Origin of the sequence: Micromonospora sp. NBRC 110009 (genome assembly GCF_030518795.1) — a bacterium.
Lineage (GTDB): Bacteria > Actinomycetota > Actinomycetes > Mycobacteriales > Micromonosporaceae > Micromonospora.
The window spans coordinates 3482379-3502886 of the sequence record NZ_CP130427.1 but is presented as its reverse complement, the minus strand read 5'-3'; the positions used below and the strand labels follow the sequence as shown (position 1 = coordinate 3502886).

At 71.7% G+C, this 20508-nt stretch carries 21 protein-coding genes; 8 read left to right on the top strand and 13 right to left on the bottom strand.

The window, feature by feature from the left end; genetic code table 11:
* Window positions 1–122: 122 nt before the first annotated feature.
* Complete coding sequence (locus tag Q2K19_RS16800) at window positions 123–1169, bottom strand: alpha/beta hydrolase (RefSeq protein WP_302772150.1); 1047 nt, start codon at window positions 1167–1169, stop codon at window positions 123–125.
* Between the two features lie 104 nt (window positions 1170–1273).
* A complete protein-coding gene (locus Q2K19_RS16795) occupies window positions 1274–1750 on the bottom strand; it encodes an FHA domain-containing protein (protein ID WP_302772148.1) in 477 nt (158 codons plus the stop codon).
* A gap of 217 nt (window positions 1751–1967) precedes the next feature.
* Here Q2K19_RS16795 and Q2K19_RS16790 point away from each other — a divergent pair, with 217 nt between their 5' ends.
* Window positions 1968–3470 (top strand): aldehyde dehydrogenase family protein, encoded by a 1503-nt coding sequence (locus Q2K19_RS16790; protein WP_302772145.1) that lies wholly within the window; start codon window positions 1968–1970, stop codon window positions 3468–3470.
* A gap of 15 nt (window positions 3471–3485) precedes the next feature.
* Here the strand turns inward: Q2K19_RS16790 and nucS are convergent, their stop codons facing one another.
* Window positions 3486–4145 carry an endonuclease NucS gene (nucS, locus tag Q2K19_RS16785; RefSeq protein WP_302772143.1) on the bottom strand — a complete coding sequence of 220 codons (660 nt, stop codon included), beginning with the start codon at window positions 4143–4145 and terminating at the stop codon, window positions 3486–3488.
* Between the two features lie 71 nt (window positions 4146–4216).
* Here nucS and Q2K19_RS16780 point away from each other — a divergent pair, with 71 nt between their 5' ends.
* Window positions 4217–4834, top strand: a complete 618-nt coding sequence (locus tag Q2K19_RS16780; RefSeq protein WP_302772558.1) for a DUF4126 domain-containing protein — start codon at window positions 4217–4219, stop codon at window positions 4832–4834.
* An 86-nt stretch (window positions 4835–4920) separates the two neighbouring features.
* Here Q2K19_RS16780 and Q2K19_RS16775 read toward each other — a convergent pair whose 3' ends face one another.
* Window positions 4921–5505: a hypothetical protein gene (locus tag Q2K19_RS16775; RefSeq protein WP_302772141.1), complete on the bottom strand. Its 585-nt coding sequence runs from the start codon at window positions 5503–5505 to the stop codon at window positions 4921–4923.
* A gap of 491 nt (window positions 5506–5996) precedes the next feature.
* On the opposite strand from Q2K19_RS16775, the gene Q2K19_RS16770 reads away from it, so the two are divergent.
* On the top strand, window positions 5997–6293 hold the full coding sequence (locus Q2K19_RS16770) for a DUF1540 domain-containing protein (protein ID WP_302772139.1): 297 nt from the start codon (window positions 5997–5999) through the stop codon (window positions 6291–6293).
* Between the two features lie 15 nt (window positions 6294–6308).
* Here Q2K19_RS16770 and Q2K19_RS16765 read toward each other — a convergent pair whose 3' ends face one another.
* Complete coding sequence (locus tag Q2K19_RS16765; protein ID WP_302772136.1) at window positions 6309–8315, bottom strand: protein meaA; 2007 nt, start codon at window positions 8313–8315, stop codon at window positions 6309–6311.
* Window positions 8316–8466: 151 nt separating this feature from the next.
* Here Q2K19_RS16765 and Q2K19_RS16760 point away from each other — a divergent pair, with 151 nt between their 5' ends.
* The 3 genes from Q2K19_RS16760 (at window position 8467) to Q2K19_RS16750 (ending at window position 11045) form a co-directional block, all read left to right on the top strand.
* On the top strand, window positions 8467–9315 hold the full coding sequence (locus tag Q2K19_RS16760) for an ABC transporter ATP-binding protein (RefSeq protein WP_302772134.1): 849 nt from the start codon (window positions 8467–8469) through the stop codon (window positions 9313–9315).
* The gene (locus tag Q2K19_RS16755) at window positions 9312–10157 is read left to right on the top strand and encodes an ABC transporter permease (RefSeq protein WP_302772132.1); all 846 of its coding nucleotides are present in this window, start codon (window positions 9312–9314) and stop codon (window positions 10155–10157) included. Before Q2K19_RS16760 ends, Q2K19_RS16755 begins: the two co-directional genes overlap by 4 nt.
* Window positions 10158–10238: 81 nt before the next feature.
* Entirely contained in the window at window positions 10239–11045 is an 807-nt protein-coding gene (locus tag Q2K19_RS16750; protein WP_302772130.1) for an alpha/beta hydrolase, read from the top strand.
* A gap of 40 nt (window positions 11046–11085) precedes the next feature.
* Here the strand turns inward: Q2K19_RS16750 and Q2K19_RS16745 are convergent, their stop codons facing one another.
* Window positions 11086–11934: a 3-hydroxyacyl-CoA dehydrogenase family protein gene (locus tag Q2K19_RS16745; protein ID WP_302772128.1), complete on the bottom strand. Its 849-nt coding sequence runs from the start codon at window positions 11932–11934 to the stop codon at window positions 11086–11088.
* Between the two features lie 96 nt (window positions 11935–12030).
* Entirely contained in the window at window positions 12031–13470 is a 1440-nt protein-coding gene (murA, locus tag Q2K19_RS16740) for a UDP-N-acetylglucosamine 1-carboxyvinyltransferase (protein ID WP_302772126.1), read from the bottom strand.
* Here murA and Q2K19_RS16735 point away from each other — a divergent pair.
* Both Q2K19_RS16735 and Q2K19_RS16730 read left to right on the top strand, forming a co-directional pair.
* A complete protein-coding gene (locus tag Q2K19_RS16735) occupies window positions 13469–14041 on the top strand; it encodes a cob(I)yrinic acid a,c-diamide adenosyltransferase (protein WP_302772124.1) in 573 nt (190 codons plus the stop codon). The two genes, murA and Q2K19_RS16735, sit on opposite strands and share 2 nt — an antisense overlap.
* Window positions 14017–14439, top strand: coding sequence for a VOC family protein (locus Q2K19_RS16730; RefSeq protein ID WP_302772122.1), 423 nt, complete (start codon window positions 14017–14019; stop codon window positions 14437–14439). The genes Q2K19_RS16735 and Q2K19_RS16730 overlap by 25 nt, the downstream gene beginning before the upstream one ends.
* Window positions 14440–14532: 93 nt before the next feature.
* Here Q2K19_RS16730 and Q2K19_RS16725 read toward each other — a convergent pair whose 3' ends face one another.
* The 6 genes from Q2K19_RS16725 to Q2K19_RS16700 all read right to left on the bottom strand — a co-directional run bounded on the left by Q2K19_RS16725 (window position 14533) and on the right by Q2K19_RS16700 (window position 20506).
* Window positions 14533–15120: a hypothetical protein gene (locus Q2K19_RS16725; protein WP_302772121.1), complete on the bottom strand. Its 588-nt coding sequence runs from the start codon at window positions 15118–15120 to the stop codon at window positions 14533–14535.
* A gap of 776 nt (window positions 15121–15896) precedes the next feature.
* Entirely contained in the window at window positions 15897–16352 is a 456-nt protein-coding gene (locus Q2K19_RS16720; protein WP_302772120.1) for a DUF2550 domain-containing protein, read from the bottom strand.
* A gap of 12 nt (window positions 16353–16364) precedes the next feature.
* Window positions 16365–16643, bottom strand: coding sequence for a F0F1 ATP synthase subunit epsilon (locus tag Q2K19_RS16715; RefSeq protein ID WP_089012816.1), 279 nt, complete (start codon window positions 16641–16643; stop codon window positions 16365–16367).
* Window positions 16644–16779: 136 nt separating this feature from the next.
* A complete protein-coding gene (locus Q2K19_RS16710) occupies window positions 16780–17922 on the bottom strand; it encodes an LCP family protein (RefSeq protein WP_302772116.1) in 1143 nt (380 codons plus the stop codon).
* Between the two features lie 218 nt (window positions 17923–18140).
* Window positions 18141–19577: a F0F1 ATP synthase subunit beta gene (gene atpD, locus Q2K19_RS16705; RefSeq protein WP_302772115.1), complete on the bottom strand. Its 1437-nt coding sequence runs from the start codon at window positions 19575–19577 to the stop codon at window positions 18141–18143.
* Window positions 19577–20506, bottom strand: coding sequence for a F0F1 ATP synthase subunit gamma (locus Q2K19_RS16700; protein ID WP_302772114.1), 930 nt, complete (start codon window positions 20504–20506; stop codon window positions 19577–19579). The genes atpD and Q2K19_RS16700 overlap by 1 nt, the downstream gene beginning before the upstream one ends.
* Between the last annotated feature and the right edge of the window lie 2 nt (window positions 20507–20508).

The following is a 20508-nucleotide window of genomic DNA, read 5'->3' as shown; positions in this document are numbered from 1 at the left end:
CTCCGCCGCTGCCGAGATGAACGGCCGCTAAGGTTATGCGCCGGAGTCTGCCACGTGACGCTGCGTTGTCGAGACGCCGTGGGATATTTCACGCATCGGGTCGGTCAGACGCCGGCGGGCGCTCACAGCAACGCCAGCAGTTCGGCGACGAACTCGTCCGGCCGCTCCAGGTGCGGGCTGTGCCCGCAACCCGGCAGCACCACCTCCCGGTACGCCCCGCCGGCCACCGCGTACCGCTCCAGCACCGCCCGGGTCTGGCCGACCATCGGCTGGGGCGGGCAGTCCGCCGCCCCCGGCCAGCCGGGCACCACGCCCAGCGAACCCAGGTAGGCCAGGTCGAAGAGCGAGGTGTCCGAGACGATCACGTCGGCGTCGCCGCGTACCCAGGTCACCGGCGGCTTGGCCGGGACGGCGACCAGCTCGTCGGCGACCCGGAAGTGCGCGGGCGCCAGCGAGTTGAGCACGCCGCGCTCCCCCGCCGCGGTGCCCGGCCAGTGCCCGGACGGGACCGCCGTGCCCGGGTAGTTGTCGTCCCCGGTGGCGGTGGTGAGCATGCTCTCCAGCAGCAGCTCCTCGTCTCCGCCGAGGGACGCCGGGTCGGCCACGTACGCGGACCGCAGCACGCTGCGCGGGCTGGTCGGCCCGTCGGCGCCCCGGTCGCCGGCGGCCAGCCGGGCGACGAAGTCGGGGTTCGCGGTGCCCGCGCCGGTGCCGGCGAAGTCGGGCGTGGTCGGGGTGCCGTCGAGGTCCCGGGTGCCGCCGAAGCCGTACGGCGAGACGGGCGCCTCCAGCAGCAGGCCGGCCACCCGGTCGGGGTGGTCGGTCAGCAGTCGCATCGCCACCCCGCCGCCGAGCGAGTGCCCGACCACCACCGGCCGCGCGCCGGGGGCGAACAGCCCGGGGGCGTCGAGCAGGGCCGCCACGTCGTCGGCGAAGTCGCCGAGGCCCCGGGTCGCGTCGACCGGGGCGGTGTCGGTGTCGCCGTACCCGCGCAGGTCGGGGGCGACCACCCGGAGCGTCTCCGGCAGCCGGCGCAGCAGCGGCTCCCAGAACGCGGACGACGAGACGTTGCCGTGCACCAGCAGCACCGGTACGCCGTCCGGCGGGCCGGCCACCCGTACCGCCTGAGTGATGCCGTTGGCCTGAACGGTGTGCCGTGCGCTCTCCATCCGCGCATGCTGGCACACCGGGCCGGCCCGGTCCATGTGGCCGGACCCCACCCGGGCCCCCGGGCGGGTGTCGGCGCGCCCCGTGCCGGCGACCCGACGTGGGATCAGCGCGGCACGTCGGCCGGGAGCGGCACGGTGCCGCGCTGCGACTGCACCGGCTCCGTCGGCTCCACCGCCTGCCGTGACCCCGCCACGGGCAGCGGCAGGGTGGGCCGGTGGTCGCGGCGGGGCAGCCCGAAGTGCAGCCCGACCGGGTCGGTCCGGGCCACGCCGGGGTCGAAGAACCGCAGCTCGGTACGCCCCACCCGGATCACGTCACCGTCGGCGAGCTGCACGCTGCCGCTGATCCGCTCGTCGTTGAGCCAGCTGCCGTTGGTCGAGCCGAGGTCGGTCAGCGCGACCCCCTCGACGGTGAGCTGGACCGTCGCGTGCCGCCGGCTGAGATGCGCGTCGGCGAGCACGATGTCGACGGTCGGCGCGCGGCCGATCACCTGCGGGTCCCTGCGGACCCGGAAACTCAGTCCGCGCATCGCCCCGCCCGCCACGGTCAGCAGCGGCATCAGCTCCGGGTGCTCCTCCATGGACTTCTCGCCCCTCCGCCCCCACGATCGCCCCGCGTCAGCCTGCCACCTCACCGTAGCCGTCTCCACCACCGCCCGGTCACCCCGACGACCCCGGGCGGTCACAGCCCGATCCACGGTTCGGCGGGCGGGCGGCTCAACCGGCCGGCACGTCCGTCGATCGCACCGGCGCGACTGACACCTACCGGCGAGTAACGCTCGGGTCTAGACTTCGGCCATGACGGCTGTGCATGTGCCGGGTACCCCGATCATCGAGGCCGGCCGGCTGGTCTCCACCAGCCCGGCGACCGGCGCGGAGGCCGGGCGGCTCCCGGTGGCGACCGAGGCGGACGTGCGGGACGCGGTCGCCCGCGCCCGCGCCGCCGGCGACTGGTGGGCCGGGCTCGGCTTCACCGGCCGGCGGGAGCGGCTGCTGCGCTGGCGGGGTGTCGTCGCCCGGCGGATCGAGGAGCTGGCCGAGCTGGTGCACACCGAGGGCGGCAAGCCGGTCGGAGACGCCGTCGTCGAGATCCTCACCGCCCTGGAGCACATCGACTGGGCCGCCCGCAACGCGCGGCGGGTGCTCGGCCCGCGGCGGGTCCGCACCCGGCTGGTTCTGGCCGAGTTCACCGCCCACCTGGAATACCAGCCGTACGGGGTGGTCGGCGTGATCGGCCCGTGGAACTACCCCGTCTTCACCCCGATCGGCTCCGCCGCATACGCCTTGGCGGCCGGCAACGCGGTGGTGTTCAAGCCGAGCGAGTACACGCCGGCGGTCGGGCAGTGGCTGGTGGACCGCTTCGCCGAGGTGGTGCCCGAGCAGCCGGTCTTCCAGGCGATGCACGGCCTCGGCGACGTGGGCGCCGCGCTGTGCCGCTCCGGGGTGTCCAAACTGGCCTTCACCGGCTCCACCGCCACGGCGAAGAAGGTGATGGCCGCCTGCGCCGAGACGCTCACCCCGGTGCTGCTGGAGGCCGGCGGCAAGGACGCGATGATCGTGGACGCCGACGCCGACCTGGACGCCGCCGCCGAGGCGTGCGTCTGGGGCGCGCTGACCAACGCCGGCCAGACCTGCATCGGCATCGAGCGGGTCTACGCGGTGGACCAGGTCTTCGACGCCTTCGTCGACAAGGTGGTGGCGAAGGCCGGCCGGCTCACCGTGGGGCCGGAGGGCACCGACCTCGGCCCGATCACCATGCCGTCCCAGCTCGACATCATCCGCCGGCACATCGACGACGCGGTCGCCCGCGGCGGTCGGGCGGTGCTCGGCGGGCCCGAGGCGGTCCAGCCGCCGTACGTGCACCCGACCGTGCTGGTGGACGTGCCGGAGGACTCGGCCGCCGTGCGCGAGGAGACCTTCGGCCCGACGCTGACCGTCAACCGGGTCCGCGACGTGGACGAGGCCGTCGAGCGGGCCAACGCCCTCCCGTACGGTCTCGGGGGTTCGGTCTTCGGGCGCAAGCGGGCCCTGGCGGTGGCGCGGCGGCTGCGCTCCGGGATGGCCTCGGTCAACTCGACGCTCACCTTCGCCGGGATGTCCACCCTGCCCTTCGGCGGGGTCGGCGACTCCGGCTTCGGCCGCATCCACGGCGAGGACGGGCTGCGCGAGTTCGGCCGGCCCAAGGCGATCACCCGCCGCCGGGCCCGCTCGCTGCTGCCGGCGATGACCTTCGAGCGCACCCCGGGCGACATCGCCCGCCTGGTCAAGGCCGCCAAGCTGATGTACGGCCGGGGCCGCTGACCCCGGCCGGCCGGCTCAGAAGAGGGTCAGCTCGTCGCGCTCGATGCCGCGCAGCTTGTCGTAGTCGACCACCACGCAGCGGATGCCGCGGTCGGTGGCGAGCACCCGGGCCTGCGGCTTGATCTCCTGCGCGGCGAAGACCCCGGTCACCGGGGCGAGCAGCGGGTCGCGGTTCATCAACTCGAGGTAGCGGGTGAGCTGCTCCACGCCGTCGATCTCGCCGCGCCGCTTCACCTCGACCGCGACCGCGCCCTGGTTGGCGTCCCGACAGAGCAGGTCGACCGGGCCGATGGCGGTCATGTACTCCCGGCGGACCAGCGTGAAGCCCTCGCCCAGGGTCTGCGGGTTGGCGGCGAGCAGCTCCTGCAGGTGCGCCTCGACGCCGTCCTTGCGCAGGCCCGGGTCGACGCCCAGCTCGTACGAGGTGTCCTGGAAGATCTCCTCCAGGGTGATCCGCAGCTCCTCGCCGGCCTTGTTGACCACCCGCCACACCCCGGGTGCCTCCTCCAGTCGGCACGGCGGGCTCATCCAGTTCAGCGGCTTGTACGCCCGGTCGTCCGCGTGGATCGACACCGAGCCGTCCGCCTTCACCATGAGCAGCCGGGTGGCCAACGGCAGGTGTGCCGAGAGTCGTCCGACGTAGTCCACCGAGCACTTCGCAATCACCAACCGCACCCGACGAGGGTAGCGGAGCACCCGGGCGTCGCCGACGAGCGCCACTGGCGGACCGGTGCGATATTGAGATGGTGCTCGAAGTCCTCACCGGTTCCGGCCTGGCCGCCTCGGCCGGCCTGAACGCCTACATCCCGCTGCTCCTCATGGGTCTGCTGGCGCGCTACACCGACCTGGTCGACCTGCCCAGCGGCTGGCAGTGGCTGGGCAACGGCTGGGTCCTGGTGATCCTCGCCGTGCTGCTCGCCGTCGAGGTGGTCGCCGACAAGGTGCCGGTGGTGGACCACGCCAACGACGTGATCCAGACGGTCGTCCGGCCGACCGCCGGCGGCCTGGCGTTCGGCGCCGGCTCCAGCTCGCAGACCGTCACGGTCAGCGACCCGGACACCTTCTTCTCCTCGCACCAGTGGGTGCCGGTCGTGGTCGGCGTGCTGATCGCGCTCGGCGTGCACCTGCTGAAGTCGGCGGCCCGCCCGGTCATCAACGCGACCACCGCCGGCTTCGGCGCGCCGGTCGCCGGCACCGCCGAGGATGCCACCAGCGCGATCATGTCGGTGGTGGCGATCCTGCTGCCGGTGCTGGTGCTGGCCTTCCTGCTCGGTTTCGTCGCGTTCCTCTTCTGGTTCCTGCGGCGGCGCAAGGACCGGCGTCGGGAGCGCGCGGCGGCTCGGGCCGCGGGGTTCCGGGTCTGACCGCTCCTGCTTCGGTACGCACAGATGCCGCTGGCCGGCACCCGTGTTCGGGTGCCGGCCAGCGGCTTGGTGCGCTTGTGTGGTTGTCAGCTGTTCCAGTGCTGGGCGACGAGGTCGGCGGCCTGCTGCTCCCACTGGGCGTAGGCGTCCGGGTAGGCCGAGACCTGCACGGTCTGGGCGGCCTCGGTCAGCGGCATGTCCTGCCACCCGTCGACCTGCTTCAGACCCTTCTCGAACGCAAGCGTCGCGTACTCGGGGTTGGTGATCTGCTCCGGCGTACCCCAACCGCTGGAGGGGCGCTGCTGGAACAGGCCCAGCGAGTCGTGGTCGTTGGCGTCGCCGAGGTGGCCCAGGTTCTCCAGCTTCGACTCCTGCAGGCTCGTGGCGATCGAGATCACCGCGGCCCGCTCCGGCAGACCCGCCTTCTTCGTCGCCGCAATGATCGCCTTCGCATTCGCGACCTGCTCATCGGAGAGGTCGATGCGCGACTGGGCGCCCTGCACACCATGCGGAATCAGCTTGCTGGTGTCGGGCTTGTCGGCCTGCACGACCGCGGCCTCGGTCACGGCGGTGGTCGGGGTGGCCTCGTGGTGCAGCGGACCGGCGGCCAGACCACCGGCGAACGCGAGACCAGCAATACCGAGCACGCTCTTACGCAGCATCGTGTTCATGATCAAAGCTCCATTCGGGGGTTTGGCGCACACGCCGATGGGGGTCGGCTTCGTGCGCAAGCACCGTCAGGCGCTCAAGAAGTCTTCGGGGGGATCCGGCGCGCGGGGCGGGGCCTCTTCGCGGCGCCGGGACCATGTGTAACGACCGGCGGCCCGCCATCATTCCGGGGGGCCGGCACCCGCCTCGGCGGGTGGTCTTCCTCGGCCGTACACGGGATTCAACGACCCCCGCCCACCCACCATTCCGGCCCCGGGATGCCGCCGGCCACCCTCGGAACCGGACACTCGGCGCAGACCGCGCATCTACGGCCGGCAGCGGACGCCACATCCGGACATCGCGCCGGACACCGGGCGCGGACGGCGCCGCGCCGCAGTATCGGGCGGCGGGGACGCACGACGCGGGACGGCGACCAGAGACGATGGCAAAGCCATCAAGACGAATAGGCCAAACGCCTAAAATCGGCTCAAGATGCCTAAGGAGGGTCGCCACCATGACCGCAGCGATGGAGATGCCCCGGGTCCAGGAGTGTGCCGTCAGGTCCTGCGCCTACAACCACACCAACGACTGCCACGCGTTCGCCATCACGATCGGCAGCAGCGATCACGCGCACTGCCACACCTTCGTCGAACTGCCGGTGCGCGGCGGCATGGAGCAGGCGGTGGCCCAGGTCGGCGCCTGCAGCCGCGCCGACTGCCAGCACAACTCCGACCTGGAGTGCCACGCCCCGGCGATCACCGTCGGGCCGCAGATGGACCTGGCCGACTGCCAGACGTACGCGAGCCGTTGACGGGCCCGACGCGCGTCACGACAGGCCGTTGGCCTCGCGGATCACCGTCACCAGGTCGTCGATGATCCCGGTGAGCGCGAAGTCCTTCGGGGTGAAGACCCGGGCCACCCCGGCGGCCCGCAACTCGTCCGCGTCGCCGGCCGGGATGATGCCGCCGACCACCACGGGCAGGTCGCTCCGCCCGGCGGCGCGCAGCCCGTCCAGCACGGCCGGCACGGCGGCCAGGTGGGAACCGGAGAGCACGGAGAGGCCGACGAGGTCCACGTCCTCCTCGACGGCGGCGGCCACGATCTGCCCGGCGGTGAGCCGGATGCCCTGGTAGACCACCTCGAAGCCGGCGTCGCGGGCGCGTACCGCGATCTGCTCGGCACCGTTGGAGTGCCCGTCCAGGCCGGGCTTGCCGACCAGCAGCCGCAGCCGGCCGCTGCCCAGCTCGCGCGCCGTCGCGGTGACCCGCTCGCGGACCGCCGCGAGCCCCGGGTCGCCGCCGGCCCCGGCCGCGCCGGACAGGCCGGTCGGAGCCCGGTACTCGCCGAAGACCTGGCGCAGCGCGCCGGCCCACTCGCCGGTGGTCACCCCGGCCCGCACGCACTCCAGCGTCGCCGGCACCAGATTCGCCGCGGTCGCGGCGTCCGCGCGGAGCCGGGCCAGCGCGGCGTCCACGGCCGCCGCTTCCCGGCCGGCCCGCCACTCGCGTACGGCGGCCGCGGCGGCCGCCTCGACGGCCGGATCCACCTGCTCGATCGCCTCGGCGCCGGCCGCGGTCAGCGGCGACGGCTCGGTCTCGGTGAACCGGTTGACCCCGACCACCACGTCGCTGCCCGCCTCCATCCGCCGCCGGCGGTCGGCGAGCGAGGCGACGAGGGCGCTCTTCAGGTAGCCGGTCTCCACGGCGGCCACCACGCCGCCCATCTCCAGCACCTTCTCCAGCTCGACGCGCGCGCCGGCGACGATGTCGTCGACCAACGCGGTCATCACGTGCGAGCCCTCGAACAGGTCCGGGTACTCCAGCAGGTCCGACTCGTACGCCAGCACCTGCTGCATCCGCAGCGACCACTGCTGGTCCCAGGGGCGGGGCAGGCCGAGCGCCTCGTTCCAGGCGGGGAGCTGCACCGCCCGGGCCCGGGCGTCCCGGGAGAGGGTGACGCCGAGCATCTCCAGCACGATGCGCTGGATGTTGTTCTCCGGCTGGGCCTCGGTGAGGCCGAGCGAGTTGACCTGGACGCCGTACCGGAAGCGCCGCTGCTTCGGGTTCGTCACGCCGTACCGGTCGCGGGTGATCTCGTCCCACAGCGCGCCGAAGGCGCGCATCTTGGCGATCTCCTCGACGAAGCGCACCCCGGCGTTGACGAAGAAGGAGATCCGCTGGACCACGTCGCCCATCCGCTCGGCGGGCACCTGGCCGGCGTCGCGGACCGCGTCGAGCACGGCGACCGCGGTGGCCAGGGCGAAGCCGACCTCCTGCACCGGCGTCGCGCCGGCCTCCTGGAGGTGGTACGAGCAGATGTTCACCGGGTTCCACTTCGGCATCTCGCGCAGCGTGTACGCGATGACGTCCGCGGTCAGCCGCAGCGACGCCGCCGGCGGGAAGATGTGCGTCCCCCGGGACAGGTACTCCTTGATGATGTCGTTCTGCGTGGTGCCGGCGCAGCGGGCCAGCTCGGCGCCCTGCTCGGTGGCGACCGTGCCGTAGAGGCCGAGCAGCCACATCGCGGGCGCGTTGATGGTCATCGAGGTGTTCATCTCGGCGAGCGGGATGCCCGCGAAGAGGGCCCGCATGTCGCCGAGGTGCGCCACCGGGACGCCCACCCGGCCCACCTCGCCGGCGGCCAGCTCGTGGTCCGGGTCGTACCCGGTCTGGGTGGGCAGGTCGAAGGCGACGGAGAGACCGGTCTGCCCCTTCGCCAGGTTGCGGCGGAAGAGCGCGTTGGTGGCCGCGGCGGAGGAGTGCCCGGCATAGGTGCGCATCACCCAGGGCCGGTCGCGCTCCGGCAGCCGCCCTGAGGGAGCCTTCTCGTCCATGGCCGGAGTTTAAGTTACCGTTCAGTAAAACGGGCTGTGGAAAACCACACAGGTCCATGGAGCGGACCGACGGGCACGAGCGGCGCGACATGGCCGACACCACCACACCCCGGGCCGCCGGCCGGCCCGCCGGAGTCGCACACTGGACGTCATGGATGACGAGCTCGCGATCTCCGTACGGGGACTGCGCAAGGCGTACGGGGACAACGTCGCGGTGGCCGGCGTGGACCTCGACGTCCAGCGGGGCGAGGTGTTCGCCCTGCTCGGCCCGAACGGCGCCGGCAAGACCACCACGGTGGAGATCCTGGAGGGCTACCGGCAGCGCGACGCCGGCGAGGTACGCGTGCTCGGCGCCGATCCGGCCCACCCGGACCCGCGCTGGCGCTCCCGGGTCGGCATCGTGCTCCAAGGCACCGGCGAGTTCGACGAGCTGACCGTCGGCGAGGTGGTCCGGCACTTCTCCGGCTTCTACCCTGAGGCCGACGACCCGGACAAGGTCATCGAGCGGGTCGGGCTGGGCGCCAAGGCCCGGGCCCGTACGCACACCCTCTCCGGCGGGCAGAAGCGCCGGCTCGACGTGGCGCTGGGCATCATCGGCCGTCCCGAGCTGCTCTTCCTGGACGAGCCGACCACCGGGTTCGACCCGGAGGCCCGGCGGGGGTTCTGGGACCTGATCCGCGACCTGGCCGCCGCCGGCACCACCATCGTGCTGACCACGCACTACCTGGACGAGGCCGAGGCGCTCGCCGACCGGGTGGGCGTGATCGCCGCCGGCCAGGTGATCGAGGTGGCCCCGCCGCAGCGGCTCGGCAACCGGCAGGAGGGGCTGGTCACGGTCTCCTGGCGTACCCCGGACGGGACGCCGGAGACGGCGGAGACCGCGACGCCCACGGCGCTGGTCGCGGAGCTGGCCGCGCGCTTCGGCGGCGAGGTCCCCGGCCTCACCGTCACCCGGCCGACCCTGGAAGACGTCTACCTGCGGATGATCGGACACCGATGACCACCACGACGAAGCCGGCGGCCCCGGTGGCCGCCGCACCGGCCCGCCGGCTCGGGGCGGGCGCCCTGGCGCTGCGCCAGGGGCGGCTGGAGATCACCCAGTTCCTGCGCAGCCGGGAGTCCGTCGTGTTCACGATGGGCTTCCCGATCATCATGATCCTTATCTTCGCGGCGATCTTCAACGACGAGATCGCGCCCGGGGTCAGCTACACCCAGTACTTCATCACCGGCATGATCGCGACCGGCCTGATGACGGTGAGCTTCCAGAACCTCGGCATCTGGATCCCGATCGAGCGGGACCGGGGCGTGCTCAAGCGCTACCGGGGCACCCCGATGCCGAAGTGGGTCTGGTTCGCCGGCAAGGTGATCATGGTGGTGGCCATCGGCGTCGCGGAGACCGCACTACTGCTCGCCGTCTCGGTGGCGCTGTTCGACCTGAAACTGCCGGACACCGCCGCGAAGTGGGCGACCTTCGGCTGGGTCGCGGTCCTCGGCGTCACCGCCTGCACCCTGTGCGGCATCGCCATCTCGTCGCTGGCCCGCACCGCCCGCAGCGGCTCGGCGGTGGTCACCCCGGTGGCGCTGGTGCTCCAGTTCATCTCCGGCGTGTTCTTCGTCTTCACCAGCCTGCCGGGCTGGATGCAGCAGGTGGCGGCGCTCTTCCCGCTCAAGTGGATGTGCCAGGGGCTGCGCTCGGTCTTCCTGCCGGACAGCTTCGGCGGGCAGGAGCCGGGCGGCTCGTTCGAACTGGGCCGGGTCGCCCTGGTGCTCGGCCTCTGGTGCGTGATCGGCCTGGCACTCTGCCTGACCACCTTCCGCTGGACCACCAGGCGCGACGGCTGACGGTGCAAGGAAGGGCCCCCGGTTAACGCCTGGTGCATAGCAAGGGACCCTTCCTAACCCGCAGGTGGCACACTCGCCGGCATGGCTCACCTCCTGACCCGGCGCGCGCTGCTCACCGCAGGTGCCGGGGTGGCCGGCGCCGGCGTGATCGGTGGGCTTACCGCGCGGCAACTCTCCCGCGCCGAACCGGACCCCTCGGGGCCGGATGTCCCGGCCGGTGACGCGCGGCTGATCCGCATCGCGTCCAACGCCCGGGGCCGGGAGGTGGACTTCTGGACCGCCGTCCCCGAGGGGTACGGCGACGGCCGGGGCCTCCCGGTCTGCCTCGTGCTGCACGGCGCCTCGGCCACGCCCCGGGACTTCGGCCGACTCGGGCTGGCCCGCTTCCTCACCGACGCGGTACGCCGCGGCGCGCCGCCCTTCGTGCTCGCCGGGGCCACCGGTCCCCGGAACTCCTGGCACCCCTCCGGGACCGACGACCCGCAGCGGATGGTGCGCGAGGAGGTGCCCACCTGGTGCGCCCGGCGCGGCTTCGACAGCAGCCGGCTCGCCGTCTGGGGCTGGTCCACCGGGGGCAGCGGCGCGCTGCTGCTCGCCGAGGCGTACCCGGGCTGGCTGCGCGCGGTGGCCGCCTTCTCTCCCGCCGTACGCCCCGGCGACGCGGTCTTCGCCGGCGCCGGGAAGCTGCGCGGCACCCCGGTCGGGCTCTGGTGCGGCCGGCAGGACAACTTCCTGAAGGACGTCCGCGCCCTGACCCGGGCGCTGCCCGAGCGGCCGGTACGCGCCGAGTGGACCGACGGCCGGCACAACTTCGGCTACTGGAACACCGTCATCCCGGATGCGTTCGCCCTGCTGGGCGGGGCCCTGACCCCGCCCCGGGCAGGATGACGCCCCCGACCCTGGCAGCCGGGGGCGTCACGAGCGCGACTCAGTAGGCGTAGAAGCCCTGGCCGGTCTTGCGGCCCAGGTCGCCGGCGGTGGCCATGCGCTGCAGCAGCTCCGGCGGGAAGAACTTCTCGTCGGCGGTGTCGGTGTAGATGTTCTTCGCGGCGTTGAGCAGCACGTCCACCCCGGTCAGGTCGACCGTGGCCAGCGGGCCCATGGCGTGGCCGAAGCCGAGCTTGCAGGCGGTGTCCAGGTCCTCGGCGGAGATGACGCCGGACTCGACCAGCTTGACCGCCTCCATCGCCAGCGCGCAGATCAGCCGGGTGGTGACGAAACCGGCGATGTCCCGGTTGACCACCACCACCGTCTTGCCGATCTCCTCGGCGAACGCCTTCGCCCGGTCCATGGTCTCGTCGCTGGTCTTGTAGCCGCGGACCAGCTCGCAGAGCTTCATCATCGGCACCGGCGAGAAGAAGTGGGTGCCGACGACCGACTCCGGGCGCTCGGTGGCGGTGGCGATCTGGGTCACCGGGATGGCGGAGGTGTTGGTGGCCAGCACCGCGTCGGACTTGCAGATCTTGTCCAGCGCGCGGAACACCTCGTGCTTGATCTCGATCTTCTCGAAGACCGCCTCGACCACGATGTCCGCGTCGGCCGCCGCCTCCAGGTCGGTGGTCGGGGTGATCCGGGCCAGGGTCGCCTCGACCTCGGACGCCTCGATCTTCCCCTTCTCGGCGAACTTCTCCAGCGACTTACGGATGCCGTCGACGCCCCGCTTGGTGGCCGCGTCGTCCAGGTCCCGCAGCGTCACCTGCCAGCCCGCCTGCGCCGCCACCTGGGCGATGCCCGAGCCCATCAGCCCGGCACCGACGACCGCGAGTCGACCCGCCATCTGCTTCTCCCTCGCCTGAATGAGTGTCTGCCAGCACCCTAGTCGGCGAGCCTGAACGAGTGCTAAGGACCTGACGGCCGCAGGAGACGGCGGTGCTCAGATGGCGAGATCGGGCTCCTCGGGCGCCGTGCCGCGCTCCACCTCCACGCCGAGCGCCCGCAGGTCGGCGACGAAGTCCGGGTAGCCGCGGTCGACGTGGTGCACGTGGGACACCTCGGTCACCCCGTCCGCGCAGAGCCCGGCGATGATCAGGCCGGCCCCCGCCCGGATGTCGGTGGCGCGTACCGGGGCGCCGGAGAGCCGCTCCCGGCCGCAGACCAGGGCGTGGTGGCCGTCGGTCCTGATGTCGGCGCCGAGCCGCATCATCTCGTTGGCGAACATGAACCGGCCGTCGAAGATGTTCTCGGTGATCAGCGAGGCGCCGTCGCTCACCGCGGCCAGGCCGATCGCCATCGGCAGCAGGTCGGTGGCGAAGCCCGGGAACGGCAGCGTCACCACGTCCACCGCCGTCGGACGGCCGTCCATCCGTACCCGGAAGGCGTCGCCCCGGGTCTCGACCAGTCCGCCGGCCGAGACGAGCTTGTCCAGCGCGACCTCCAGGAACGCCGGGTCGATGCCGGTCACGGTGACGTCCCCGCCGGTCATCGCGGCGGCGAACGCCCAGGTCCCGGCGACGATCCGGTCCCCCACCGTGGCGTGCCGGACCGGCGACAGCTCGGGCACCCCGACGATGTGCAGGGTGGAAGTGCCGGCCCCCGCGATCCGGGCGCCCATCCGGTTGAGCATGGTGCAGATGTCGACGATCTCCGGCTCGCGGGCCGCGTTGTCGATCGTCGTGATGCCCCGGGCCAGCACCGCCGCCATGACCAGGTTCTCGGTCGCGCCGACGCTCGGGAAGTCCAGCACGATGTCCGCGCCGTACAGCCCGTCCGGAGCCTCGGCGATGACGAAGCCGTGCTCGCCGGAGATGTCCGCGCCCATCCGGGTCAGCCCGGCGATGTGCATGTCCAGCCCACGGGAGCCGATCGCGTCCCCGCCGGGGTGGGCCACCCGCACGTAGCCCCGCCGGGCCAGCAGCGGGCCGAGCACGCAGATCGACGCGCGCAGCCGGCGGACGAGGTCGTAGTCGGCCTCCGCGCCGGGCCGCTCCGGCACGTCGATGACGACCGCCCGGGAGCGTTCCACCCCGCCCCGGGCCACCATCGGATCGACCGGGTCATCGGTGGCGAAGCGGACGCCGCAGCCCAGCCGGCGCAGCACCTCCCCCATGATGGCGATGTCGGTGATCCGGGGGACGTTGGTGATCACGTTGCGCCCGGGGGCCAGCAGGGCGGCCGCCATCAGCTTCAACGCCGAGTTCTTGGCCCCCACCACGTGCACCGTGCCGGCCAGCCGGGCCTCACCGGACACCCGGATGACGTCGACGTCGCTGACCGCCGGGTCGCCGGCATCGCCCGGTCCGACCCCGGTCGACCAGCCGGGCTGGCCCGGCCGCGCCGGGATGGTCAGGTCCGGTATCCGTAGGCTGTGCGTCATGGCCGTCCACCTCACGCGCATCTACACCAAGGCCGGCGACGCCGGCATGACCAGGCTGAGCAACAACGAGCAGGTGCCGAAGACCGATCCGCGGATCGCCGCGTACGCGGACGTCGACGAGTGCAACGCAGCGATCGGTGTCGCGCTGGCCCTGGGGCAGCTCGGGGACGAGCTGCGGGCGGTGCTGGAGTCGATCCAGAACGACATGTTCGACGTCGGCGCGGACCTGGCGACCCCGGTGGAACCGGACCCGGCGTACCCGCCGCTGCGAGTCACCGAGGAGTACGTCGAGCGCCTCGAGGGCTGGTGCGATGAGTACAACGCGCGCCTGAGCAAGCTCGACTCCTTCATCCTCCCCGGCGGCACCGCTGGCGCGGCGCTGCTGCACGTGGCACGGACGATCGCCCGACGCGCCGAGCGCGCGGCGTGGGCCCTGGTCGCACACGACCCGGACCGGACCAGCCCCCTCCCGGCAAAGTATCTCAACCGGCTCTCCGATCTGCTCTTTATCCTGGCAAGAACGGCAAACCCGGACGGAGATGTGCTATGGGTGCCGGGCGGGAAGCGCTGACCGCCGGCGCGCTGCACCACGTGGAGCTCTGGGTACCCGACCTGGCGGCAGCCAGGCACAGCTGGGGCTGGCTTCTCGGGGAACTGGGGTGGACGCCGTACCAGGACTGGCCGGCCGGCCGGTCCTGGCGGCTCGGCCCGACGTACCTGGTGCTGGAGGAGTCTCCGGCGCTCTCCGCGCGGGTGCACGACCGGCTCGCCCCGGGCCTCAACCACCTGGCCTTCCACGCCGGCCCGCCGGCCGCCGTGGACCGGCTGGTCGACGCCGCACCGGAGTACGGCTGGGAGTTGCTCTTCCCGGACCGGCACCCCCGCGCGGGCGGCCCGTCGACCTACGCCGCCTACCTGGCCGACGGACAGGGGTACGAGGTGGAGCTGGTCGGGTCGGTCGCGGACTGAGGGCGCGGGCGGCTCCGGCCGGTCGAGATGAAGACGCCGCTGGCCGGCACCCGTGTTCGGGTGCCGGCCAGCGTGGCGTGTGCTGTTCGGTTGTCAGCTGTTCCAGTGCTGGGCGACGAGGTCGGCGGCCTGCTGCTCCCACTGGGCGTAGGCGTCCGGGTAGGCCGAGACCTGCACGGTCTGGGCGGCCTCGGTCAGCGGCATGTCCTGCCACCCGTCGACCTGCTTCAGACCCTTCTCGAACGCAAGCGTCGAGTACTCGGGGTTGGTGATCTGCTCCGGCGTACCCCAACCACTGGACGGGCGCTGCTGGAACAGGCCCAGCGAGTCGTGGTCGTTGGCGTCGCCGAGGTGGCCCAGGTTCTCCAGCTTCGACTCCTGCAGGCTCGTGGCGATCGAGATCACCGCGGCCCGCTCCGGCAGACCCGCCTTCTTCGTCGCCGCAATGATCGCCTTCGCGTTACCGACCTGCTCACCGGAGAGGTCGATGCGCGACTGGGCGCCCTGCACACCATGCGGAACCAGCTTGCCCATGTCCGGCTTGTCGGCCTGCACGGCCGCGACCGGCTTGCCGGCAACAGTCGGGGTGTCGGCGTGGGCGGCGATCGGACCGGCGAACACACCACCGGTGAAAGCCAGACCAGCAATACCCAGCACGCTCTTACGCAGCATCGTGTTCATGACAAAGCTCCATTCGGGGGTTGGCGTCCACGCCGATGGGGGTCAGCAGCAGACGCAAGCACCGTCAGGCGCCCAAAAAGCAAAAGGGGAAAAGTCTTGGGGGGATCCGGCGTGCGGGGCAGGGCCTCTTCGCGGCGCCGGGACCATGTGTAACGACCGGCGGCCCACCATCATTCCGGGCCCGCACACCCCGCCAGGCGGGGCGGCCTTCCTCGGTCATTCACCCGTGTTCAACGACCCCCGCCCACCCACCATTCCGGCCCCGGGATGCCGACGGTCACACCCGGAAACCGGACACACCGCCCCGTCACAAGCCAGGCCGCTCAGACCTCGACGCGGTCAGTGGAACGCTATGGAGGTCACCGGAGCCCGGAGACAGCCATGACGTTCCACCCAGCACACCCAGCCAGCCCACAACCGGACAATCTCGCCCCCGCCACTCCATACCGAGGAGGGCGGCAGCAGCGCCGGGGGCGGCGGAAGCACCGGCAATGCCTGGAAGCTGCGCCGGCCGAACCCCGCAGGGCGGCCCATTGGACGGGAACCCGGAACCGGACTATACGTACATCAGACGCAGACCGCGCAGGCCGCACGGCCCGGACGGCGCCGGCGCGCGACGCGGGTGTGGCCCGGCGTGACCGGCGCAGGGATCAAGCCTGACCGCCCGGAGCCGGGCACGGCGGGCCACACCCGAAACCGCAATCACAGACGAGCAAAGAGGCACGGACAACCGCAACCACGGACGAGCAGACCGGCGCGGCCAACCGCAACCAAGGTCAGGCGGCAGGCCAGTCCTGGGAGGCCAGACGCGGCGAGACCGCCCCGGGTGGGGCGGCCTCGAGCCAGGAGAGGAAGCCGGTGACCGTGGACCGTGCCATGGCGATCTCCACCGGCGCGTGGTTACTGGTACAGCGGAGGATCACCCAGTCGGCCGGCATGGAGAGCTGTTCCTGCCCCTCCGGCAGCCGCCGGCGCTCCACGGCGAGGGCCTTGCGAAAGAGCACCCGCTTGGGCCGCAGGGCGAAGCTGAACATGCGGTACCAGCGAAGTTCGTCGCCGACGAAACGGGCGAAGCCGGGTGACCAGCCTCGCCCATCGAGAATTGTGGAGACCCGGACGCTGAGCCGGATGATGCCTCCGCTACGGGTGAACAGAGCCCGCCGGATGAAGAGGATCAGAAGCGCGGCGAGCACGACCGCGACGCCGATTCCGATCCCTTCCACGATCTCCATCGGCGGGTCGGCTCAGCGCGCCGGGGTGGCGGGGGTGGCGCTCTCGGCGAGGACGGTGACGCCCTCACCGGTCACCGACAGGAAGCCGCCGGCGACGTCGTACGCGACCTGCTGGCCGCCGGCCTGCTTGATGCGGACCTGGCTGGGCTCGGCGAGCTGGCCGAGCAGGGGCGCGTGCCCTGGCAGCACACCCAGCTCACCCTCGGTCGTCCGGGCGACGACCATCTCGGCCTCGCCGGACCAGACCTTCTCCTCGACGGCTACGAGCTCGACGTGAAGCTGCTGTGCCACGCTGTCTCCTTGCTGCGGCGGCGGATTGCCGAAAGTCTAGTCGCGGCCCTGATCGCCACCCAACGCGGGTGGCGAGAGCTGCGCCACGGTCTCGCCAGCGGGCTCCGGTGCGCGCCGGAGCCCGCTGGCGGTCAGATTAGCTGTTCTTCTGCTTGAAGTCGGGGTGCTCCAGCATGAACGCGTCGACCTGCTCGGTGCGGATCGCCGTGAAGAAGTCCTCCGCGGGCGGCAGCAGCTTCTCCCCCTTGTACGCGCCGCCCACGGTGACCGGCCCGCCCGGCAGCTTGATGGTCTCGATCGAGTCGGACCGGATGCCCTTCAGGGCGAGGGCGAAGTCGACCACGCTGTTGCCCCGGCCGTTGAAGATCAGCGACTGCCCCGCCGCACGGAGCACCCGGTCGAGCTTCACCGGGTTGGTCACCACGTCGGCGCTGAACGCCTGGTTCACCATCGCCTTGACGAACTGCTGCTGGTGGCGCTGGCGGCCGTAGTCGGCGTCCGGCACCCCGTTCCGCGGGTAGCGCTGCCGGACGTAGTCCAGCGCCTGCCAGCCGTTGAGGTGGGCGTTGCCCTTCTTGTACTGGGCCTGCGGGCCGAGGTAACCGCCACCGCCCGGCTTCAGCTCGCGCATCGTGCCGTCGGGCTTGCGGTGCTCCGACTTCACGTCCCGCTCGATGTACATGTCGACGCCGCCCATCGCGTCGACGATCTTCTTGAAGCCGGTGAAGTTGATGATCGCGCCGGCGTCGAAGCGCTCGATCCCGGTGACCTGCTGGACGGTGTTGGCGAGCAACTCGAAGCCGCGGGCGGCGTCCGGGTTCTGCCCGGGCACCCGGCTGCCGTACGACATGGCGGCGTTGAGCTTGTCGGTGCCGCCCGGGTAGTGGGCCTTGGGGAACGCGGGGATGTCCACCCGCAGGTCCCGGGGCAGCGAGAAGAGGTAGCCGCGGTCCATACCCGCGGGCACGTGCAGGATCATGATCGAGTCGGCCAGCGGCGGCGTCTCCGGCTTGCGGGGGTCGATGCCGACCAGCAGGATGTTCAGCGGGCCCTTGATGTCGCTCTTCTTCTCGGTGGCTCCGGCCGCCTGGTCGCCGAAGAGGTCCCCCTTGCCCACCGCGCCCTCGTACCGGTTGACCAGCACGTGGTAGCCCATCAGGGTGGCGCCGCTGAGCACCATGAGGACCACGCCGAAGACGGTGCACACCCGGGCCCACCGGGGGACACCCCGCCAGATGGACCGCTTGCCGCCGTCCCTGCCGGCCTTAGCCACGAGCATCTCCAATCGTCACGCCCACGACTGGTAGACGGGCGCGCGGTTCCGTTCGGTTGCAAGGGATCAACGTTCCTGACCTGAACGCCGTGTCACGAAACGGTACCGCGCGGTCTGCCGAACCGCTTGCCCGAGAACCGGACATCTGCTAATGAGCAGCCCCGAACAGGCGAAGGCCGCCCCGACCTTCGTCGGGGCGGCCTTCGTGGAGTGTGACGAGAGACTCAGCTCTCCATCAGTTCCTTGGCCTTCTTCTCCAGGTCCTCGAGACCGCCGCACATGAAGAACGCCTGCTCGGGGAAGTGGTCGTACTCGCCCTCGCTGATCTTCTTGAACGCCTCGATGGTCTCCTTGATCGGGACCGTCGAGCCCGGCACGCCGGTGAACTGCTCGGCGGCGTAGGTGTTCTGCGACAGGAAGCGCTCGATCCGGCGGGCCCGGCCCACGGTGATCTTGTCTTCCTCGGAGAGCTCCTCGATGCCGAGGATGGCGATGATGTCCTGCAGGTCCTTGTAGCGCTGCAGGATCCGCTTCACCTCGGTGGCCACCTGGAAGTGCTCCTGGCCGACGAAGTCCGCGGCGAGGATCCGGGACGAGGACGCCAGCGGGTCCACGGCCGGGTAGATGCCCTTGTCGGAGATCGACCGCTCCAGGTTGGTGGTCGCGTCCAGGTGGGCGAACGTGGTGGCCGGCGCCGGGTCGGTGTAGTCGTCGGCGGGCACGTAGATCGCCTGCATGGAGGTGATGGCCTGGCCCCGGACGGAGGTGATCCGCTCCTGGAGCTCGCCCATCTCGTCGGCCAGGGTCGGCTGGTAACCCACGGCGCTCGGCATGCGGCCGAGCAGCGTGGAGACCTCGGAACCGGCCTGGGTGAAGCGGAAGATGTTGTCGATGAAGAGCAGCACCTCCTGCTTCTTCACGTCGCGGAAGTACTCCGCCATGGTCAGCGCGGAGAGGGCGACCCGCAGCCGGGTGCCCGGCGGCTCGTCCATCTGGCCGTAGACCAGCGCGGTCTTGTCGATGACGCCGGACTCGGTCATCTCGGCGATGAGGTCGTTGCCCTCACGGGTGCGCTCACCCACGCCGGCGAAGACCGAGGTACCACCGAAGTTCCGGGCCACCCGGGTGATCATCTCCTGGATGAGCACCGTCTTGCCCACGCCCGCGCCGCCGAACAGGCCGATCTTGCCACCCTTGACGTACGGGGCGAGCAGGTCGATGACCTTGATGCCGGTCTCCAACATCTCGGTCTTCGGCTCCAGGTCCGCGAAGGCCGGGGCCTTGCGGTGGATCTGCCAGTGGTCGTCCGGCTCGAGCGTCTCGCCCTCGGTGAGGTTGAGGACCTCGCCGATCGCGTTGAACACGTGGCCCTTGACCGCGTCGCCCACCGGCACGGTGATCGGCGAGCCGGTGTCGCGCACCTCGGTGCCGCGGACCAGGCCGTCGGTCGGCTGCATGGAGATGGCGCGGACCACGTTGTCACCCAGGTGCTGGGCGACCTCGAGGGTCAGCGTCTTCTCGCCGCCGGAGAGCGTCACGTTCACGTGCAGGGCGTTGAACAGGTCCGGCATGGCGTCGCGCGGGAACTCGGCGTCGACGACCGGGCCGATGACCCGGACCACGCGACCCGTGGCCGTCTTGGTCTCTACTGGGGCAGTCATCACACTTCACTTCCCGCCGCGGCCAGCGCGTTCGCGCCGCCGACGATCTCACTGATCTCCTGGGTGATCCCGGCCTGGCGGGCCGAGTTCATCTCACGCGTGTACTTGTCGATCATCTCTTCGGCGTTGTCGGTGGCGCTCTTCATCGCCCGCCGCCGGGCCGCCGACTCGCTGGCCGCCGACTCCAACAACGCCGCGTAGATCCGCGTGTTGATGTACTTCGGCAGCAGCGCGTCGAGCAGCGCCTCCGCCTCCGGCTCGAACTCGTACGCCGGGAGCAGACCCTCGGACCGCGGCCGGTCCTCGACCTGCATCGGCCCGATGATCTTCGCGACCGGGTTCTGGGTCATCAGGGACTTGAACTCGGTGTAGACGATGTGCAGCTCGTCGATGCCGACGATCCCGTCCGCCCCGGCCTGCCCGTCCACGTCGTCCGCGCCGGCGGTGAACGCCTTGATCAGCGTCTCACCCACCTCGCGGGCGTCGGAGAAGGCCGGCTGCTCGGAGAAGCCGGTCCAGCTCCCCGCGATGTCCCGGTTGCGGAACCGGTAGAACGTCACGCCCTTGCGGCCGATGACGTAGAGCACCGGCTCCTTGCCGTCCGCCTTCAGCCGGGCGATCAGCGACTCCGCGGCCTTGATCGCGTTGGAGCTGTAGCCGCCGGCCAGGCCGCGGTCGCTGGTGACCAGCAGGACGCCCGCCCGCCGCACCCGCTCCCGCGGGGTGAGCAGCGGGTGGTCGATCCGCGCGTTCGAGGCCAGCGCCGTGAGCACCCCGGTGATGGCCTGGGCGTACGGCAGCGACGCCGCCACCCGGGCCTGGGCCTTGGCGATGCGGCTCGTCGCGACGAGCTCCATCGCCTTGGTGATCTTCTTCATCGACTTCGCCGAGCGGATCCGTTGACGAAGAACGCGAACCTGCGCGGCCATCG

Excerpts from the sequence above, each read along its gene's own strand:
- Q2K19_RS16800 (WP_302772150.1), bottom strand. The coding sequence starts at position 1,169 with ATGGAGAGCGCACGGCACACCGTTCAGGCCAACGGCATCACTCAGGCG.
- Q2K19_RS16795 (WP_302772148.1), bottom strand. The coding sequence starts at position 1,750 with ATGGAGGAGCACCCGGAGCTGATGCCGCTGCTGACCGTGGCGGGCGGG.
- Q2K19_RS16790 (WP_302772145.1), top strand. The coding sequence starts at position 1,968 with ATGACGGCTGTGCATGTGCCGGGTACCCCGATCATCGAGGCCGGCCGG.
- Q2K19_RS16775 (WP_302772141.1), bottom strand. The coding sequence starts at position 5,505 with ATGAACACGATGCTGCGTAAGAGCGTGCTCGGTATTGCTGGTCTCGCG.
- Q2K19_RS16770 (WP_302772139.1), top strand. The coding sequence starts at position 5,997 with ATGACCGCAGCGATGGAGATGCCCCGGGTCCAGGAGTGTGCCGTCAGG.
- Q2K19_RS16765 (WP_302772136.1), bottom strand. The coding sequence starts at position 8,315 with ATGGACGAGAAGGCTCCCTCAGGGCGGCTGCCGGAGCGCGACCGGCCC.
- Q2K19_RS16760 (WP_302772134.1), top strand. The coding sequence starts at position 8,467 with ATGGATGACGAGCTCGCGATCTCCGTACGGGGACTGCGCAAGGCGTAC.
- Q2K19_RS16755 (WP_302772132.1), top strand. The coding sequence starts at position 9,312 with ATGACCACCACGACGAAGCCGGCGGCCCCGGTGGCCGCCGCACCGGCC.
- Q2K19_RS16750 (WP_302772130.1), top strand. The coding sequence starts at position 10,239 with ATGGCTCACCTCCTGACCCGGCGCGCGCTGCTCACCGCAGGTGCCGGG.
- Q2K19_RS16745 (WP_302772128.1), bottom strand. The coding sequence starts at position 11,934 with ATGGCGGGTCGACTCGCGGTCGTCGGTGCCGGGCTGATGGGCTCGGGC.
- Q2K19_RS16735 (WP_302772124.1), top strand. The coding sequence starts at position 13,469 with ATGGCCGTCCACCTCACGCGCATCTACACCAAGGCCGGCGACGCCGGC.
- murA (WP_302772126.1), bottom strand. The coding sequence starts at position 13,470 with ATGACGCACAGCCTACGGATACCGGACCTGACCATCCCGGCGCGGCCG.
- Q2K19_RS16730 (WP_302772122.1), top strand. The coding sequence starts at position 14,017 with ATGGGTGCCGGGCGGGAAGCGCTGACCGCCGGCGCGCTGCACCACGTG.
- Q2K19_RS16725 (WP_302772121.1), bottom strand. The coding sequence starts at position 15,120 with ATGAACACGATGCTGCGTAAGAGCGTGCTGGGTATTGCTGGTCTGGCT.
- Q2K19_RS16720 (WP_302772120.1), bottom strand. The coding sequence starts at position 16,352 with ATGGAGATCGTGGAAGGGATCGGAATCGGCGTCGCGGTCGTGCTCGCC.
- Q2K19_RS16710 (WP_302772116.1), bottom strand. The coding sequence starts at position 17,922 with ATGCTCGTGGCTAAGGCCGGCAGGGACGGCGGCAAGCGGTCCATCTGG.
- atpD (WP_302772115.1), bottom strand. The coding sequence starts at position 19,577 with ATGACTGCCCCAGTAGAGACCAAGACGGCCACGGGTCGCGTGGTCCGG.
- Q2K19_RS16700 (WP_302772114.1), bottom strand. The coding sequence starts at position 20,506 with ATGGCCGCGCAGGTTCGCGTTCTTCGTCAACGGATCCGCTCGGCGAAG.